Genomic DNA, 18,133 nt, shown 5'->3' with positions numbered 1-18,133 from the left:
CTACAAGAGGAGATGATTGTGGTCCCGACCGGCTGCAACGGGTTCTGTGAGAATGGGCCGCTGGTTCTTTTTCAGCCCGAGGACATCCTTTATCGGCGTGTGAGGGTCGAGGACATCCCGTTGTTGGTGGAGGAGCACTGCCTGAAGGGTCGGCCTGTGCCGAGCCTGATGTATGTGCCCCCTGGGGGGAAATCGCCAATCCCTGCCAGGAAGGACATTGAGTTCTTCAAGCACCAGAAGCTCGTTGTCCTGCGCAATAGGGGGCGGATTAATCCAGAGAACATCAACGACTACATTGCGTTCGACGGGTATATGGGGCTTGCCAAGGCGCTGAGAGAGATGACGCCTGAGGAGATAATCGAGGCGCTCAAGGTTGCGGGGCTGAGGGGGCGGGGCGGCGCCGGATTCCCGACGTTCAAGAAGTTAGAGATTTGCAGGGCTCAGGCCGATACGCCCAAGTATCTTATCTGCAATGCTGATGAGGGCGACCCAGGGGCGTTCATGGATAGGAGCATACTCGAGGCGGACCCGCACGCGGTTATCGAGGGCATGGCCATCGGTGCTAAGGCGATCGGTGCCCAACAGGGGTTCGTTTACGTCAGGATGGAATACCCTCTGGCCCTTGAGCGCGTCAAGAAAGCGATCGCACAGGCCGAGGAGAATGGCCTTTTGGGCGATGACATCTTGGGCAGCGGCCTTAGGTTTAATCTCTCTGTCGTTAGGGGCGCAGGGGCTTTCGTGTGCGGCGAGGAAACGGCGCTTATGAGTTCCATTGAGGGGAAAGTGGGAAGACCACGGCCGCGGCCACCGTTTCCAGCCGTGAGTGGACTTTGGGGCAAGCCGACCAATATCAACAATGTAGAGACTTGGGCCAATGTTGCGCAGATCATGCTCAAGGGCGGGGAGTGGTTCTCCGAGATTGGCACTGAGAAGAGCAAAGGGACAAAGGTTTTCTCACTCGTGGGTAAGATCAATAACACCGGCCTTGTCGAGGTCCCAATGGGCATAACCATGAAGGAGATTGTTTACAGAATCGGCGGTGGCATACCGGGCAACAGGAAATTGAAGGCGGTTCAGACGGGCGGCCCTTCCGGGGGATGCGTGCCTGCATCGCTTATTGACATGCCGATCGACTATGAGAGCCTTAGCGATGCAGGGTCGATGATGGGCTCAGGTGGGCTTGTGGTGATGGACGAGAAGACCTGCATGGTGGATATCGCGAGGTATTTTACTAGCTTTCTTGCCAGCGAGTCGTGCGGCAAGTGCAGCAGCTGCCGGGTAGGGCTTGTGCGCATGTTGGAGATATTGACCAGAATCTGCGATGGCAAGGGCGGGCATGGCGATGTGGAGCGCCTTGAAGAGCTGGGAGCGGTGATCAAAGAGACGGCCATGTGTGGTCTTGGGCAAACCTCCGCCAACCCGGTTCTATCAACCATACGTTACTTCAGGGATGAATATGACGCCCATATCAAGGAGCATAGGTGTCCGGCCGGCTTCTGTAAGGAACTGATAACCTACGGCATCCTGGAAGATAAGTGCGTGGGTTGTGGCGCCTGCTCGAGAGTCTGTCCAACGGGGGCGGTGTCTGGGCAGAAGAAGCAGGTTCACAGGATCGACACGCAAAAGTGCATCAAATGCGGAGCGTGCAGCGAGGTCTGCAAGTTCGACGCGGTCCAGGTTCGTTAGGAAGGAGGAAGAGGGTGCCGACGTTGACGATCGACGGCATTGAGGTTGAGGTTGAGGAAGGCGCTATGGTGCTTTCGGCGATAAGGTCCCTTGGCATGGAGATACCAACCCTATGTCATCAGGATGGATTATCTCCCTACGGTGCGTGCCGGCTCTGCATCGTTGAGATAGAGGGCATGCGCGGCTTCCCCGCCTCGTGCAGCACCCCCGCTAAGGACGGGATGGTCGTCAGGACAAACACGCCCCGCGTTCAGCAGCTCCGACGCTCTGTCCTCGAGCTCATTCTATCGGAGCATCCTAGCGGCTGCCTCCTGTGCGAGCGAAAGCAGGAGTGCGAGGAGTTCAGAGGCCATGCAGGCAAATCCGGGCTCGTAACCGGCTGCATGTTCTGCCCCAAAAAGGACGACTGCGAGCTGCGGGAGCTGGTGGAGAAGGTAGGCCTCTCAGAGATCAGGTTTGAGCCGATCCACAAATCTCTTCCCGTTGAACGACTGGACCCGTTCTTTGACCGGGACTACAACCTCTGCGTTCTCTGCGGTAGATGCGTGCGGGTCTGTCAAGAGGTGCGAGGCGCTGGCACGATTTCGTTGATAAACCGAGGCCACGAAACTAGGGTGAGCACGGCATTCCATGCGCTTCATCTCGACATGAGCTGCCAATTCTGCGGCGCCTGCGTTGACGTCTGCCCCACTGGGGCGCTCTCAGACCGAACGAGCAAGTGGGAGCCCAAGCCCGAGAAGATGGTCCGCAGCACTTGTTCGCTGTGCCCGGTCGGATGCGGCATACAGGTGGGAGTGGCGCAAGGTCGCGTCGTCAAGTCACTCGCGGCAGAGGATGACAGCGTAGGCGCCGGCCAGCTCTGCGCTCTGGGCAGATTCGCCATTCAGGAGCTCACTAATACCAGGGAGCGCGTCTCAGTGCCGCTCGTCAGGAGATTCGATAACCTCCTCAAATCCTCCTGGGACGAGGCGATAGCACTTGCGGCAGAGGGTCTGGCCAAGTTCAAGCCCTCCGAGAGGGCCTTGATGTTCCCCAGATCGGTCACGCTCGAGGAGGCCCTCGCCTTCTCGAGGTTCGCAGACCAGGCGCTTGAGACTCAGAACGTATCATCCCTATCCCCGCCGCAGAAATGGGAGCTGTTCGACGCGAGCCTCACCTCACTCGAAGCGGGCGACTGCGTCCTGCTTTTGGGCGCCGACCTGATGCAGACGCACCCCATCCTCGGCCTCAACGTGAAGCGCGCCACCGAAAGGGGAGCGAGGCTCGTCATTGCCGATACTGTCTCAACCTTCCTCGACAAGTTCGCCTCGGCAAAGATAGCCACCCGTCCTGGCGGCTACGTATCGGCTGTGGCCGGTCTGGTCAAAGCCCTTTTAGAGACGAGTGACAAACAGCGCTATGAAGAGCTTGAGGGGTTCAATGAATTTGCCGGATGGGCCTCTCAGATCAGCTTTGACGATGTAGGCTCTGCGGCAAGCGCCGACGCAGGCTGCCTCAAGAAAGCCGCCGAAATGCTGAGCTCCTCTTCAAACGCGCTGGTCATTGTAGGCCCGGAGGTTGGTTCTGATGCCACAAGCGAGCCGTTCACCACGGGCGTCAATGACCTCCGGCTATTGCTTGGCGCAGAGGGCCGGCAGTGCGAGGTGGCCTCGCTAGATACGAGAGGTGATTTTGACGCTGATTGGCTTAAAACAGTTCAAGACATTCAGTCAGGACGAGTCAAAGCGCTCGTCATGGTGGGCGATCTTGTGCCGGAGCTCGGCCCGGAGGTCAAGAATCCGCTCGACCGCCTCGATTTCCTTGTCGTGATCGACAGCCACCGGGGCTCTTATGCGCCTCATGCTGACGTTGTCCTGCCCTCTGCTTTCGTGACGGAGATGGGCGGGACCTACACAGCGGTGGATGGCAGCAAGCGAGAGATCAAGCCTGCTGTCAGACCGCTTGGCCACGCCAAACCCGGCTGGGTGGTCGCTTCGCTACTTGCCAAGGCACTCGGCACAGATCTTGGCTGGGAGGATTTGGAGTCGATCAGGCGCGGTCTGGATGCCGATCGCAGAGAAGGCGCAGACCTCGGCGAGAGGCGGCCCGCTGTTCTTGCGCCGTTCGAGTTATGCGCCGTCGCGAGGCCCTCTAGCGAGTGGCCTTTGGTTCTGGTTAATCGGCACAATTCACATCTTTACAACGGGCATCGCATTGGTGGTCTCGTGCCCGGGATCGGCGCTTTGGATGATGGCTGTTTGCGGATTTGTGGGGAGACGCTGGTTGAGCTCGGCCTCAAGGACCGGGACGAGATTGAGATAGTTGCTGAGCACGGTCAGGTGGTCGCAGAGGTTCGCGCGGATGCGACCGTTCCGAAGGGGCTTGCCGTCTCGCGATGGTCGGCGAACGATCCTCGGCTGTTGGGCCTGCTTGGGGTTGAGGCCGTCTGTTTGGGGCACAATTCTGTTGCGGTGAGGATTGAAGGCATCAGAAGGGATAGCGATGTATAGGATCGTCGAGAAACACGAGATAGCGCCGAACACACACTTTGTGAGGGTCGAGGCGCCTCATGTGGTTTCTAGGGCAAGGCCTGGGCAGTTTGTTATCGTGATGGTTGACGAGCGTTCCGAGCGGATTCCTTACACGCTGTCGGGCTGGAACGAGGCGGACGGAACGATCGCTTTTGTGTTCAATGAGGTGGGACGTTCCACTCGCAAGCTGGCTGATTGCAGGGAGGGTGATTCGCTCTACTCAGTCGTCGGGCCGCTGGGAGTCCCGCTTGAGATCGGCAAGGTCGGGACGGTGGTCTGTGCGGGCGGGTGCTACGGGATTGGTGCAATAGTTCCAGTGGCAAGGGCTTTCAAAGAGGCCGGCAATCGCGTCATCTCGATCATCGAGGCGAGGACGGGGTTCTTGCTCTATATGGAGCGAGAGAATAGGGCGGCCTGCGACGAGCTGATCGTGGCCACTGGCGACGGGTCTCGTGGAATGAAGGGCTTTGCGCCGGATGCGATCGGGATGCTCATTGAGCGTGGTGAGAAGATTAACGAGGTCGTGGCGATAGGTTGCACATTCATGGCGAAGTTGGTCTCGGACGCGACGCACGATAAGAAGATCAAGACGATGGTGAATCTGTCGCCGATAATGGTTGATGGGACGGGGATGTGCGGTTGCTGTCGGCTCGAGGTGGGCGGAGAGACGAAGTTTGCGTGCGTCGATGGTCCGTTTTTTGACGGGCACAAGATTGACTGGCAAGTTCTGTCAGCACGTAGTGCAGCGTATCTCAGGCAGGAAAGGGACTCTGTGGAGTATTCAGATGCGCAGGGTGGGTCGTGAGCGAGCAGTCAAAGGGGGCCAAAAAGCCGATTCTCAAGATGGTCCCGATGCCTGAGCAGCCGCCCGAGGTCCGCAGGCGTAACTTCAAGGAGGTCCCGCTGGGCTACTCGCGTGAGCAGGCGATGGCGGAGGCGAGCCGCTGCCTTCAGTGCAAGAGTAGGCCGTGCGTTTCGGGATGCCCGGTCGGCATCGACATCCCGGGCTTCGTCAAGGCGATCGCTGACGGCGATTTCAGGACGGCCATAAGAATAGTCAAGCACGACAACACGCTGCCGGCGGTCTGCGGCCGCGTCTGTCCGCAATCGGGGCAATGCCAATCGCGCTGTGTGCTGGGCAAGAAGGGCGACCCGCTTGCGATCGGCAATCTAGAGCGCTTCGTAGCCGACTGGGAGCGGCGTGAGGGCGGAATGGAGATGCCGGAGCTTGCGCCTCGGACGGGCAAGAAAGTCGCCGTCGTTGGCAGCGGGCCGGCGGGACTAACTGTCGCGGCTGACTGTGCTCGTAACGGGCACGCTGTAACTGTGTTCGAGGCGCTGCACAGCTTGGGCGGCGTCCTGAGGTATGGAATACCGGAGTTCAGGATGCCGAAGGAGATTCTGGACGCAGAGGTGGGGATGCTCGAGAAGATGGGGGTCGAGTTTCGGACGGACGCCGTAATCGGCCCGATGCTCACCGTGCATGACCTGCTGGGCCAATATGACGCCGTGTATCTCGCCATTGGGGCGGGGCTGCCGTTCTTTATGGGCATCCCTGGCGAGAACCTCGCAGGCGTCTATTCCGCTAACGAGTATCTAACAAGAAGCAATCTGATGAAAGCGTACCTGTTCCCACAGTACGACACGCCGATAATCAAGGGCCGAAGGGTCGCTGTGATAGGCGGCGGAAACGTTGCGATGGATTCGGCCAGAACAGCGCTTCGGCTCGGTGCGGAGGAGGTCTTTCTGATCTATCGAAGGAGCAAGAAAGAGATGCCTGCACGGCACCAGGAGATCGAGCACGCATATCAGGAGGGCATCGATTTTCATCTTTTGAGGCTCCCGATGAGGATACTTGGCGACGAGCAGGGGAATGTTGTTGGGATGGAAGTAGTCAAGTCGCGGCTTGGCGAGCCGGATGCCTCGGGCAGGCGCAAGCCAATCCCCATTCCGGGCACCGAATACACTATCGATGTGGACGTCGTCGTCCCGGCGCTAGGCAACGGAGCGAACCGGCTTCTGACGAGGCCGACGCGAGGTCTTGACACGGACAAGAGGGGTAAGATCATCGCAGACCCCGAGACCGCTGAGACTAGCATCAAGGGCGTCTATGCTGGCGGGGACATCGTGCGAGGCGCAGCGACAGTGATCCTTGCGATGGGCGATGGCCGGCTGGCTGCCCGTGCCATCCACGAATACCTAAGCACGAGCTGAGGCGCAACCAACAATCCGCCTCGTGCTCGTTCGTGGCTGGCAGCGTTCTCTCAGTGCGGGGTCGTCTCGCAACTGGCACTAACCGCAAACTCAAAAGTGTTCACATCCGTGGGCCGAAGATGGCCGTCCCAACGCGGACAATGGTGGCGCCCTCCTCGACCGCAACCTCGAAATCGTTGCTCATGCCCATGCTCAGATGGCTTATGTCGGCGCCATCGATGTCTGCATCCCTCAGATTCTCGAACATGCGCCGGGACTTGCGAAAATAAGGTCTGGACTTCTCAGGGTCTGGATCGAACGGCGGTATGACCATTATGCCCTTGACCGCGATGCCCTGAAGGCTTGCACACAACCTTGCCAGACCGACGAGCTGCGAGGGGTCTATGCCGGCCTTTGCGTCCTCTGTGCCGACATTGACCTCAAGGAGGATGTCAATTCTCTTACCCAAATCCACGCATCGTCTCGAGACCTCCTCCGCGATGCGCTGGCTGTCGATCGATTCGATCGTGTCGAAAAGCTCGACCGCCTTCTTCGCCTTATTACGCTGCAAATGCCCAACCAGACGCCAGTGAACGTTGCCCACGATGTGCGGGATCTTGCCAGCCGCCTCTTGCACCCGGTTCTCGCCCAAATGCACAAGTCCGGCATCCACAGCCGCCTGGACCTTCTCTATCGGTTGAACCTTGGAGATACCGACCAGCGTTATCTCGTCCGGCGACCGTCCGGCGCGCTCGGCCGCGGCCACAATTCTGTTCCTGACGCTTTGGAGATTATTCTTGACGCTTTCTATCATCTTCATTCGTTCCCGTTGTTGCCGTGTCCAGAGATTGCCTCGCCACATCCAGCAATTCGCTTGCTTTACGCTTACATCATTCAGGATGCCATACAGAAGAGGCAACACACAACAGGATCTGCCGTCCTAGATAATCAGATTGAGCCAAAGCGGGCGCCTTTTTGGAGTGCGGCGGGTTCACGCCGCTTTCATTGGTGGTGGCTTGACACCACCCTCTGATAGACCGTCTAGAAGCCCTGCCACGGAGAGTGGGACGTTCTCTATCTCGGAAGTATGAACCATGAAGGATGAATCATCGCTCGTCGTTAGAGATGACGCCGCGTCAGGCCGCGGCCAGCCAAAGCGGCGTCAAGCCGCCGCACTCCAGAATCACCCAGCGGGCGCAGCCCACGAACCAACCGCGGTCCAAATCATCGCCTGTCAGGAGCCGCCGAAAATGTTCATCTATGGAGCCGCCTGCCTCGAATCTGATTCTTGGGGTCTTTGCGGGCGTGTGGACGTTCCTTGCACCCTCTGATACTATCTATCTATATGCCACGAGGCACGAACCACTGGGAGACGTTGCTTGACGGAAGATAAGGTTCTGCACACCGATTCTGACGGCCACAAGGTCGAGTGGGAGGTGGACGAGGCCGGCAATCGCACCGGCTACATCAGATACGACCGCTACCCAGATGTGCGATACGCCTATTTGACCGCCCTGCAGGCCGCGGCGAAGATCCTCAAGGGTGAAGTGATTGAGCACTGCTACATCGAGGCTCTCACCGTCGATGCCCTTGCAGCGGCGGAGAACGAACATCCGACCGGCCAGTTCCTGCCAATAGGCTCAATCGGGGTTGACGGTGAGAAACGAGAAAGGCCGGTTCTTAAGCCGGAGATACGATGTTTGGGCTGCCTGATCGGCGAAATCAATTTGCGTGGCCTGATTTTCGAAAGTCATGCGAGTTTCTCTTTGCCCGGGTCCTACATTGACCGAGCCTTTATCTTCGGCAAAGCGGATTTGTGGAGAGCGACATTCTGTGGCGATGCGTACTTCGGGGGAGCGACGTTCAGCGGCGAGACCCAGTTTGAGAAGGCCGACTTCACAGGCGACGCCGACTTTGAGGGAGCGACGTTCAGCGGTGACGCGCATTTCTGGAGCTCGACGTTTGGCGGCGAGGCTGTCTTCTTTAAGAGCGCGAGGTTTGGTGGCGAGGCGGACTTTAGCCTAGCGACGTTCAGGCGCACTGCGGACTTCGGAAAAGCGAGTTTCGACAGTTACGGCGGGTTCATGGGAACCAGGTTCGGCGGCAATGTCAGCTTCGAGACAGTGACCTTCCGTTGCGTAGCGTTCTTCAATAACGCAAGGTTCAGCGCCAATGCGCACTTCCTGGGAGCGACGTTCGGTGCCCGCGCGCATTTCTGTGGGGCGACATTCGATGCTGACGCTACCTTCCGGGACGCGACGTTCAATGGCGACACCAGCTTCTGGGACGCGAAGTTCAGCGGCAAGGCGGAGTTCCGAGGAGCTTGCGCACTGTCGTTCAGTCTCAATGGTACTCGATTCGAGACGTTATGCGATATGAAGGAGATTGCCGCGGCGAGAGTCAATCTGGAAGAGACCATTTATAAAGAAGGTGTGCTCCTTTCAACCGTTCGGGATAGCAAGCAGCTAAAGGCCAGACAGGAGCAGATCTGGCAATCGCTCCGGAAGCGGAAAAACGACCTCCAAACCAGAAGCGACAGAATCCGAGATTCGCTCGAAAAGCCAGAGGAGAAATATGACATTCCCGGGATGCGGACGCTGTTACGAGATTGGTTGTGTCTAATACGGGACAGGCTCAAGCCATTCCACGATTGGCGCGAGAGCAACCGCGGCATTTACACCGTCAACTTCAAAGACACGCTCGTGCAGGGCGAGCTGGACTGCGAATTCAGGGACCTTTCCCCATCAAAGACCGGCCTGCCCGTCATCAAGCCGCACAGAGAGGGCAAATGGGACGAGGCGCGGAAGCAATACGCTTGGCTAAAGGAACAGTTCCGCAAGCGAGGCGCCTACAGGGATGAGGACGAGGCTCATTGGTGGGCCTCGGAATGCGCGCGGAAGGCCAGAAAGGCAAAATGGCCTCTCCGTGTCGGGGTGTGGTTTCTGTATCGCAAGGTGTTCGGCTACGGCGTGAAACCGATCAACGTCGTGATTACGATCGCTGTTGTCATCGCTATATGCTCTGGCTTCTTTTGCTGGGCGTATGCGACGGGGAAGATAATGTCGGATTCGGGATCGTTTCCGTTTGCCTCGGCATTCTTTAATGGGCTGTATTTCAGCGTGATAACGTTCGCGACTGTGGGTTACGGCGATGTGCGTGCGATTGGCTGGGCGGCGGGGCTGGCGATGGTGGAGGGCCTGCTGGGCATCGGTCTGAACGCGGCGCTGGTCGTCGTCATCTTCCGCAAGCTGGTCCGGTAGCGGGAACCACGAAGCGGGGAGGCGCCGCTGGCCTAGCTCCTTTGACCTTCGTGCACCTTCGTGTTCTTCGTGGATCAAGCTTACATTAAACCAGGGGTCCACTAAGGACACGAAGACACACGAAGAAAGCAGGAGAGAGAATCCTGCTATTAGTGTGCATTGGTGTTCACTTGTGGTTTGGGGGCACACAGGGCGGGGCAAGCACCGCCCCTACGCACGCAAAACGGACTTATTAAAGGGTTCTGACACGATGGTCAATCTCGCGAGCGCTTGGGCGGAGGAATGCATGAAGCGCTGCCCTTATGACGCTTGACGCCGATTCGCTCTTGACCGTCTCATGGCCGCCGTTAGACTCAGCATAATAATTTTAGTAGGAACTCGCATCTTGGGGATTCGAAGACATGTCCAAGCAGAATGGCCAGCGCGGCCTTATGCGCCTGTTTTATGTCGGCCGCATGGACGCCAACCTGGGGGTCTGTGGCTTTCTTGGCGGACGTGATTCCCGCAAGAGAGAAGAAACTTGAGGTCGTCGCACAGAACAAGCCCGGCAGCGAAAGCAGCAAATGCTCAAGCTTCATCATTGAATGAGAGCAGCTGAGGGCGCGTAACTCAAAATGGCTCGCGCGAGGAAGCTCTATCTCAACCTGTTGGCTCTATCGATCGGCGTCCTGCTGCTCTTCGGCTTGGAGGGCGTTCTGAGAATCGCCGGGGTTCCAGCCTACACGCATATAATGAGAATGCGGCTCTTGAGCAACGACCCTGGGCACATCTGGGAAGGACGTTCCCTCGGGGCTGCGATATTTGAGCTCCGCACATCTGGCTCCGGCGTCAAAATGTATGCGACCTCAGCGGAGCAGGCTGGGCTCCCGATTCAAACGCAGAGCTTCCCAGCCAAGAAAGGCCCGTCAACGCGCCGCGTATTCTGCTTCGGCGAATCGTCGATGTATGGAGAACCGTATCCGAACAACGTCGCCACGTTCGCGCGATGGATGCAGGAGTTCTTCGACAGGGCATGTGGGGACTACAAGTTCGAGGTGATAAACTGTGGCGTGTCGGGAATCGACAGCTATGGCATCGTCGAGATTGTGCGGGAATGTCTGGAATATGAGCCGGACATCTTTGTGGTGTTCTGTGGTCATAACGAAAGGGGCCGCAAGCCGCACACAAACAGATTGGCTTTTTTCAGGGGGTCCGGGGCTGGCCACAGAATCAAGCGTGCCCTTGCCCGGAGCTCGAGAATCTACTCTGTCATGGCGTCTCTCTTCGACAAAGTCGCCGGCCCGTCGCCGCCGGAAGGGGATGCAACGCTTCCGGAGCTAGCAGCGCTCTCGCCTGAAGAGAGGCAGGTGCGAGACCGCGTGACCGATTTCGAATTCAACTGCAATCTCCAGGAAATCGCCGACATGGCTCGGGAACACGCGGTAGGGCTCGTCTTTGCGGCGCCTTGTCCTAACTACCGGGACTGGCCTGCGTTTGACTGGCGTTTTGACCCCAATGCAAGCCACGAACAACAACGAGAGCTGATGATGAAGTTCTGGCGAGCGTTTTGCCTTTTGGACGCCAAGCAGCCGCAATCCTCCGTCAGTGCGTTTGAGGAGCTCATTGGGATAAGACCGGATTTCTCTGCCTTCTATTTCTGGCTGGGGAGGTCCTATGAGGAAATGGGTGACACCGCATTGGCCAAAGAGAATTACTTCAAAGCAATTGATACTGCAAGCACTGGAAAGCCAGGAATGACTCTCAAAGTCCTGCTTACTATGGAGGCACGAATGACTCTCGGATTGCGGGATACCATGGAGGAAGTGGCCGCGCGCAACTCAGCGCCGTTCGTGGACCTCTTCTCCCTATTTGAGGCCCACAGCGCCAACGGTCTGGTCGGCAATAACCTCATCATGGATGCGTGTCATCCGAGCCTCTACGGCCACAAGATAGCCGCAAAAGCCATACTCCAAGAATGTCAGACCTCTGGACTTATCCCTCCGGAATGTAACCTCGGTAGATTTGACGAGATAATGTCCGAGTTCACCGAGGATGACCTGAGCTGGCTACCGTCAACCGTATCCAAAGAACAGAAGGAAAACTGGCCGCGAGCCAAACCAGAAATGACCGCCCGGGCCTACATGGCGAGCTTAGCTGAATGGATGGGCGACGATTGCCGGCGTACGCACGAGTTTGACCGGTCGGCCGCCTGGTATCGGAAGGGACTCGAGCTGGCCCCCAATCAAGCCGCTCTGGACAAGAAACTCGATGAGGTGCGCCGATTGATGAGAGAGACGGCCGTCCATTCCGACAAGGATGGTGAGTGATTGTGCCAGTGCTTTAGGCAAGCTTCGACGCCGATTCGCTCTTGACCGTCTCATGGCCGCCGTTAAACTCAGCATAATAATTTTAGTAGAAACTCGCATCTTGGGGACTTGATGACATGTCCAAGCAGAATGGCCAGCGCGGCCTTATGCGCCTGTTTTATGTCGGCCGCATGGACGCCAACCTGGGGGTCTGTGGCTTTCTTGGCTTTGTTCTGACCGCTATCTTCTATTATCTGTTCCCGATCCCGCTCCTTAGCCCGGACAACTACGTCTATCAGCTCTTCGTGAAGCGGGGGTGGGTTCCCTATGCAATAACAATCCTTTTCTTCTGGGGTGCATCGATCCTACTCGCCAAATACCTCGGCATGAGGATGGAGAGAGCATACCTGCTGGCGGACCCAGTCGCGAAGGTGCACAAGGGACCTTTCAGCCCCGAATCGGCGAGGCAGATAGCGTCGGACCTCTCTGAACTATGGGAGGCATCGCGAGCAACTGTCCTGCCGAACAGGATTGTAAGGATGCTCGGCCAGTTTGCCTCGACCGGCGAGCCAGAATCGATGCAGGGCGTCCTCCGCGAGGAGAGCGAGATCGACGAGGCGGAGCTCTCGGCGTCCTACGTGATGGTGAAGGTGTTTGCCTGGGCAATTCCAATACTCGGCTTTATCGGCACGGTCATCGGGATCGTGCAGGCCGTTTCCGGCTTCTCGGATTTCGTCGATGCGTCTGTGGCGGACATCTCGCAGATAAAATCTGGCCTGGGCCTGGTCACAGGCGGGCTGTCGGTGGCGTTTGAGACCACCTTGTTGGCCCTCGTGGTCAGCCTGGTCTTGATGATACCGATGTCTGCGCTTCAGAAGTCCGAGGAGAACCTTCTGACTGCGTTCGATAGGTATTGTATCGACAGCGCGATCACAAGGGCGGTCAAGCGGAGAATCGAGACGCCAACGCCTGAATCGGCGATACTCGCAAAGGTTCTGGAACTCTCGATGAGAAATCAGCTCGACATCCTCGAGCGCTTCAAAAGCACGTTCATCTCATCGCTCGCAGGCGAGTGTGAGAAGTTCTCAGCAACGGTCTCAACCTTCACGCAGGACCAGAAGAAAAGCCTACTTGAATTCGCACGGCTCGCCGAATCGATGACTGGTCGCTTCGACGAGCTCAGGGCCGTGTCCAAGGAGGTTACCGAGTCCGCGACGGCCGCTGCATCTGCCGCCAGCGAGGGGATCACTGCGGCGTTCAAGGAGAACGTCGCGCATCTTGCCCAAGAGAGAAAGGCCGCTCAGGAGGAGATATCGGCGCTCATCAAGGCCGTCAGGAAGAGCGCAGCCGACGGCGCGTTGTCAATAGAGTCGCTCAGGGCGGGGCTCGAGGCCAAGGTGGATGCCTTCACAGCCGCCGTCGTGGAACAGAAGAAAGCGACCGAAACGCTCAACGCGGCCAACAAGAACCTCGAATTGCTCGTAACCTCCAAGGAGGTCGTCAGCGTCCTGGGGGCGATCAGGCAGCAGCTGGCTCAGCTTAGGCCCGGCGTTGAGAGGCTTTCTCGCCCGCGCACCATTCGCCTGATTGATGAGGAGTCGGAGCAGTAACCGTAGTCTCAGGCGCCTGCTGGCGATTCTGCTCTGCCCGATTAGGGTGAGTTTGCTGGGCGTATCTCTGGAGCGACCCAACCACACCCGCATTCGCTCGTGGCCATTTATTGCGGCAGCGATTCTTCGGTTAGTAGCGAGAACCGCTGGCCGACTTTCACCCTGTTGCCGGCGAGAAACTCCTTCGCTGTCATCTGTCGTCTTCCGGGTGGTTGAAGCAGCTCAACCGAGACGGCTCCCGGGTTCGCTTTGACAATGAGGCCATCCTTTGGCGACGCTGCGACTATCGTTCCGGCGGGACACTCGGGGCATGTGGGCGGCGCCTCTATATGTCTGAGTTTGGCGATTTTCAGGATGCGGCCCATGTAGTAGGTGTATGTCCCTGGCCAGGGGATTAGCCCTCGGACGTAGTTGACGAGCGTGTCAGGGTCCTTTGACCAATCAATGAGGCCGTCCCTTCTCGTGAGTTTTGGGGCGTATGTTGCCTTCTCGTGGTCCTGTTTCCTCGGGACTATCGTGTCGTTGGCAAGCCCGACTAGCGTCTCGAGCAGAAGCTCGGCCCCCACTTTGGCAAGCCTGAAATAGAGCTCCGCCGCTGTCTCCTCCTCACCGATTGGTGTGGCCTCTTGCAGCAGTATGTCGCCGGTGTCCATCCCCTTGTCCATCAACATCGTTGTTACGCCCGTCTCCCTATCCCCACGGATTATTGGCCAGTTGATGGGGCTAGGCCCGCGATACTTGGGCAGAAGAGACGGATGAAGGTTGACACATGCGGTCTTCGGGATGTCGAGCACCGATTCCTTCAGGAGCTGTCCGAAGGCAACTGTAACGATGAAGTCCGGCTCGAAACTGTCCAAAACCGCCCGTGGGTCGCGGCGTGAGACCCGCTCCGGGCAGAAGACATCAAGCCCGAGCTCTTGCGCCAGGACCTTGCAGACACATGGTGTCAGCCTCAACCCGCGGCCAGAAGGCTGGTCCGGCTGCGTAACGCACATCATCTCGTAACGGCCCGAATCGAAAAGAGCTCTCAGCGACGGAACGGCGAAGTCGGGCGTCCCCATGAAAATAAGGCGCAGCTTGCTAGGCGAACTTCCAGCAGACAATCTGGCGCGTTGCTCCAACTATCTAGAAAAAGACTTTCTTCTTGGACTGCTGCTCTCGGAACCTGCGCTCGAAGAGGTCTCTCTGTAACGGATTGAGAAAGTCCACGATCAGGCGCCCGTTGATGTGATCGATCTCATGTTGAATCGCTCTTGCAGCGAGGCCTTCCGCCTGGACCTCTATCGATTTGCCGTTCAAATCCTGGCCGACCACCGTTACGGAAGTTGCCCTTTGCACGCTCGTCACGAACTCCGGTATACTCAGACATCCTTCCTCGGCGACCTCCTCGCTGGACATCTCCGTCAACTCAGGATTGAGCAGCACCAAGCGCTGCGTGGCGTCGCGACCGGCGCTGGTGTCCAGGACTATCACTCTAACCGAGGCGCCCAACTGCGGTGCGGCCAGACCAACACCGTGGCTAGCATACATGGTGGCCTGCATGTCCTCCACGAGCCTGATCACGTCGCTCTTGACAATAGTGACTGGCTCGGCCTTCTTCTGGAGCACGGGGTCACCGTAAATGACGATCTCTCTTTCGGGCATTCCTTACTTTGCCTCCTCCTCAGCCTCCGGGGTCTTCCCCCTCGCAAACAGCGTAACCTCGCATACGGCTGCGCCGGGCCTCTCTTCCGGTGTAAGCCGTCCAGCCGCCTCGCCAGCCGGTGTCAGCTCCCATATCTTGTACTCCCTGCCCACCGTTTGCCTCAAGAACGCCCGACCAAAGTTGAGCGCTGCCCGGGCCACATCCGCAAGGTCCTCGGGACGGCTCACCCTACATTCGTCGCAAGCTCTCACGCCTCGCTCGTCGCCGCGAATCTCTATGTCCATCCCAACCCCCAAGAATCGCTCCACCAATTACGGTCAGGAGAGTCACGTTGCGGGCCATGAAGGAATCGAACCTTCGACCTTCTGATTAAGAGTCAGCTGCTCTACCTAGCTGAGCTAATGGCCCACTCTTGAAACATACGGCTCACCCGCCAAAATGTCAAGACTCGACACACTCCGGCGAGCACACCCATGCCAAATAATACAGCCTGAGGGCGCCTGCTTCTCACCGAAGCGCTGCCCCTTTTCATTGTCAGCTAGCAAAGATGCCGAGGGCCGGACTTGAACCGGCACGAGCCAACGGCTCAGCGGATTTTAAGTCCGCTGCGTCTGCCACTTCCGCCACCCCGGCATAATCGGGCAATCATCTCCACTAACAATAGTCCAAATGCAATGCGAATCAAGGCGAGGGGGAGTTTCCCCATTCTGTTTTGGACTGGTTCATGATGCCGACTTCGTCTCAGATGCTCGACGCCGCCTCCGAATCCCCGAAGGGGATTAACGTGGGTAGCCGTAGGCGTCAGCCTACGGAATCGGAACGCATCCCCACCTCCCCAGATCGGCCCTGAAGGGGCCGCACAACAGTCCTTTCACACCAGAAGCCTTCGTCATGAAACGGTCGATTGTGCAACCCTTTCAGGGTTGTTTTTCTTTTTCTTCGCTGGCCGTGATCCGTAGGCTGACGCCTACGGCTACCCACGTTCCACCCTTTCAGGGCGGAAGTATGCCCCGGCTCCGGTAAGCTCCAATTCCAGTCGATGCCGTCCGGAATTAGAGCCACATAGCCGATAAACCAGCTATTCTGCGCTCAAGATTGGGGAAACTCCTGGAATCAAGCGAGGGGGGTGGAGCAGAGGCGGGGCTGCCTATTGACCTGAAAGGCATCTCAGCAATCTTGATCGAGCAATGTCCCTTGAAAGAACGGGGTCAATAGCGGATAATCCCGCTCGCACAAAAATTGACTAGAAATAACATAAGGAGCCGGAAGCGGAGCGCATGATGGCGAGCGACAAAGTCTGCAAACATGAGGATTGCGAGAAGCTCGCTCTGTTTGACGAGGACAACTGCTGGGAGCACTTAGCCGGGCAGCAGAAGCGTGGATTCAAAATACACATCGAACATCAAAAAGCCAAACTCTTCGGTGCCGTTCTGCAGGAAGCTGACCTTGTGGCGGCAGAGCTTGGGGGCGCCAAAATGGGTGGGGCGAAGCTGGAAGGGGCTAATCTGTCACGCGCCAAGATGCAGGGCGCGGATATTTGCCACGCCAAGCTGAATGGAGCCATTCTTAATCATACACATCTAGCGCAGACCATCGCAGAATGCGCCGATTTTTCAGATGCCGACCTTACTAAGGCGGATCTTCGCGGTGCCAGCCTTCAAAGCGCTGAATTCAACAATGCACGGCTAGACGGTGTTAACCTGGAGGGAGCGACCCTAATTGCCGCCTCGATGAGAGGGGCTTCGCTTCGTCAAGCGTGGATACGGGGAGTTCTGCATGGGTGGGACATGGACCTGCGGGATGCGGGTTTATTCGATGTGAATCTCGAGGGTTCCAACATCTGGAACTCCGACCTTCGAGGGGCAAGTCTTAGAGGAGCCAATCTGACGCGAACTGACCTGCGCTATTCGGATATACGGAATGCGGATCTATCGCTGGCGAAGATGAATGAAGCCGACCTCAGAGAGATAAAGCAGACACTATATACCGTATCGACGATGTTTAGAGATGCACTCAGAAGCAGAGACGGTAGGATCCAAATTACTCGCTGGGACGGCGCCGATGGCATTGATCGAGCTCGCATGACGCCCGCCGCCAGGCGTTACGTGAAGTGGATTTCGCGCGTAGAAGATTACCGTGCACATAATCCTGCAAATGCATTCATGCTGCGCTGGCTCCTCTTCTACGGTAAATCATACATTCTTTTCTTTATCCAAATCGCCATATTGGCTTTCATCTTCGGCTTCGCGTATGCAGACTATACATGCCCTCAATGGCTTCCGGAACCCATTGCAGGATTTCTCTCAGTAATCGATCCCAAGGTGGGGGAAGTTTATGAGCTTTCTCTGGATGGATATGCTTCGGATGGATTCGTTCCCTATTATTACAGCATTGTTACGATGACAACTCTCGGATTCGGCGATGTGGTTCCTTTGAATCTTCCGGGCCGGCTATTTGTGGTAGTTGAGGTGATCTTAGGATATATCTATTTGGGTGTTCTCATATCAGTGTTCGCTAGCGGAATCGTCCAATTCATAAAAGGTGATTGAGGGCGCACAACCAGGTTCGGTGCGATTCTTCGCGGCTCTCGAGGTCATCTTCGGCTACATTGGCCTGGGCGGGCTGATCTCTATTCTGGCGAACAAGGTGGCGAGGCGGGCGTGAGGAGGAGAGGGGAAGGTCGGCCCCGGATCCGTTGCGTTGCACGCACGGCTACCCACGGTGCGCCCTTTCAGGGCGTGTCCCTTTTGCCATTGCGCCTGTTGCCCATTCGCCCATGAGAGGGTGGTGTCAAGCCACCACCAATGAAAGCGGCGTCAAGCCGCCGCACTCCAAAGGGGCCGGCTTCGTGCCCTTCGTGGACGACTCATCTAATAAATAGGGGATCCACTAAGGACACTAAGAGACACGAAGAACAAAAGCTAGTCTGGCGCGATGCCCTCCG

13 protein-coding genes and 2 tRNA genes are annotated in these 18,133 nt (G+C 57.5%); 8 read left to right on the top strand and 7 right to left on the bottom strand.

All coding sequences use genetic code 11. From position 1 onward, the window contains the following. From VM163_10565 to gltA, 4 genes are all read left to right on the top strand, one after another. Positions 1–1,686: NADH-ubiquinone oxidoreductase-F iron-sulfur binding region domain-containing protein (locus VM163_10565; GenBank protein ID HUT04319.1), on the top strand; the 1,686-nt coding region annotated here is incomplete at its 5' end. A gap of 14 nt (positions 1,687–1,700) precedes the next feature. Next, complete coding sequence (locus tag VM163_10560; protein ID HUT04318.1) at positions 1,701–4,175, top strand: molybdopterin-dependent oxidoreductase; 2,475 nt, start codon at positions 1,701–1,703, stop codon at positions 4,173–4,175. After that, positions 4,168–5,001 (top strand): sulfide/dihydroorotate dehydrogenase-like FAD/NAD-binding protein, encoded by an 834-nt coding sequence (locus VM163_10555; GenBank protein HUT04317.1) that lies wholly within the window; start codon positions 4,168–4,170, stop codon positions 4,999–5,001. Before VM163_10560 ends, VM163_10555 begins: the two co-directional genes overlap by 8 nt. Positions 5,002–5,039: 38 nt before the next feature. Beyond that, positions 5,040–6,410, top strand: coding sequence for an NADPH-dependent glutamate synthase (gene gltA, locus VM163_10550; GenBank protein ID HUT04316.1), 1,371 nt, complete (start codon positions 5,040–5,042; stop codon positions 6,408–6,410). Positions 6,411–6,510: 100 nt separating this feature from the next. On the opposite strand, the gene VM163_10545 is transcribed toward gltA, so the two are convergent. Next, on the bottom strand, positions 6,511–7,209 hold the full coding sequence (locus VM163_10545; protein HUT04315.1) for a YggS family pyridoxal phosphate-dependent enzyme: 699 nt from the start codon (positions 7,207–7,209) through the stop codon (positions 6,511–6,513). A gap of 559 nt (positions 7,210–7,768) precedes the next feature. Here VM163_10545 and VM163_10540 point away from each other — a divergent pair. Further along, a complete protein-coding gene (locus VM163_10540; protein HUT04314.1) occupies positions 7,769–9,649 on the top strand; it encodes a pentapeptide repeat-containing protein in 1,881 nt (626 codons plus the stop codon). 353 nt (positions 9,650–10,002) lie between these two features. Here the strand turns inward: VM163_10540 and VM163_10535 are convergent, their stop codons facing one another. Further along, the gene (locus VM163_10535; protein ID HUT04313.1) at positions 10,003–10,230 is read right to left on the bottom strand and encodes a hypothetical protein; all 228 of its coding nucleotides are present in this window, start codon (positions 10,228–10,230) and stop codon (positions 10,003–10,005) included. A 33-nt stretch (positions 10,231–10,263) separates the two neighbouring features. On the opposite strand from VM163_10535, the gene VM163_10530 reads away from it, so the two are divergent. Then, positions 10,264–11,955, top strand: a complete 1,692-nt coding sequence (locus VM163_10530; GenBank protein HUT04312.1) for a hypothetical protein — start codon at positions 10,264–10,266, stop codon at positions 11,953–11,955. 116 nt (positions 11,956–12,071) lie between these two features. Beyond that, positions 12,072–13,544, top strand: a complete 1,473-nt coding sequence (locus tag VM163_10525; GenBank protein ID HUT04311.1) for a MotA/TolQ/ExbB proton channel family protein — start codon at positions 12,072–12,074, stop codon at positions 13,542–13,544. Between the two features lie 107 nt (positions 13,545–13,651). Here VM163_10525 and fmt read toward each other — a convergent pair whose 3' ends face one another. The 5 genes from fmt to VM163_10500 form a co-directional block, all read right to left on the bottom strand. Then, positions 13,652–14,647, bottom strand: a complete 996-nt coding sequence (gene fmt, locus VM163_10520) for a methionyl-tRNA formyltransferase (GenBank protein ID HUT04310.1) — start codon at positions 14,645–14,647, stop codon at positions 13,652–13,654. Positions 14,648–14,669: 22 nt separating this feature from the next. Continuing rightward, on the bottom strand, positions 14,670–15,188 hold the full coding sequence (gene def / locus VM163_10515; protein HUT04309.1) for a peptide deformylase: 519 nt from the start codon (positions 15,186–15,188) through the stop codon (positions 14,670–14,672). Positions 15,189–15,191: 3 nt separating this feature from the next. After that, positions 15,192–15,473 (bottom strand): hypothetical protein, encoded by a 282-nt coding sequence (locus VM163_10510; protein ID HUT04308.1) that lies wholly within the window; start codon positions 15,471–15,473, stop codon positions 15,192–15,194. A 50-nt stretch (positions 15,474–15,523) separates the two neighbouring features. Beyond that, positions 15,524–15,597, bottom strand: a tRNA-Lys gene (locus VM163_10505). 140 nt (positions 15,598–15,737) lie between these two features. Further along, positions 15,738–15,822, bottom strand: a tRNA-Leu gene (locus VM163_10500). Between the two features lie 644 nt (positions 15,823–16,466). Between VM163_10500 and VM163_10495 the strand changes: the two genes are divergently transcribed. After that, positions 16,467–17,738, top strand: coding sequence for a pentapeptide repeat-containing protein (locus VM163_10495; GenBank protein ID HUT04307.1), 1,272 nt, complete (start codon positions 16,467–16,469; stop codon positions 17,736–17,738). Positions 17,739–18,133: the final 395 nt, after the last annotated feature.

Source organism: bacterium, from assembly GCA_035527515.1.
Classification (GTDB): Bacteria; B130-G9; B130-G9; order B130-G9; family B130-G9; genus B130-G9.
This window is presented reverse-complemented; position numbering and strand designations above follow the sequence as displayed.

Excerpts from the sequence above, each read along its gene's own strand:
- VM163_10530 (HUT04312.1), top strand. The coding sequence starts at position 10,264 with ATGGCTCGCGCGAGGAAGCTCTATCTCAACCTGTTGGCTCTATCGATC.
- def (HUT04309.1), bottom strand. The coding sequence starts at position 15,188 with ATGCCCGAAAGAGAGATCGTCATTTACGGTGACCCCGTGCTCCAGAAG.
- VM163_10535 (HUT04313.1), bottom strand. The coding sequence starts at position 10,230 with ATGATGAAGCTTGAGCATTTGCTGCTTTCGCTGCCGGGCTTGTTCTGT.
- gltA (HUT04316.1), top strand. The coding sequence starts at position 5,040 with ATGGTCCCGATGCCTGAGCAGCCGCCCGAGGTCCGCAGGCGTAACTTC.
- VM163_10545 (HUT04315.1), bottom strand. The coding sequence starts at position 7,209 with ATGAAGATGATAGAAAGCGTCAAGAATAATCTCCAAAGCGTCAGGAAC.
- VM163_10495 (HUT04307.1), top strand. The coding sequence starts at position 16,467 with ATGATGGCGAGCGACAAAGTCTGCAAACATGAGGATTGCGAGAAGCTC.
- VM163_10555 (HUT04317.1), top strand. The coding sequence starts at position 4,168 with ATGTATAGGATCGTCGAGAAACACGAGATAGCGCCGAACACACACTTT.
- VM163_10510 (HUT04308.1), bottom strand. The coding sequence starts at position 15,473 with ATGGACATAGAGATTCGCGGCGACGAGCGAGGCGTGAGAGCTTGCGAC.
- VM163_10525 (HUT04311.1), top strand. The coding sequence starts at position 12,072 with ATGTCCAAGCAGAATGGCCAGCGCGGCCTTATGCGCCTGTTTTATGTC.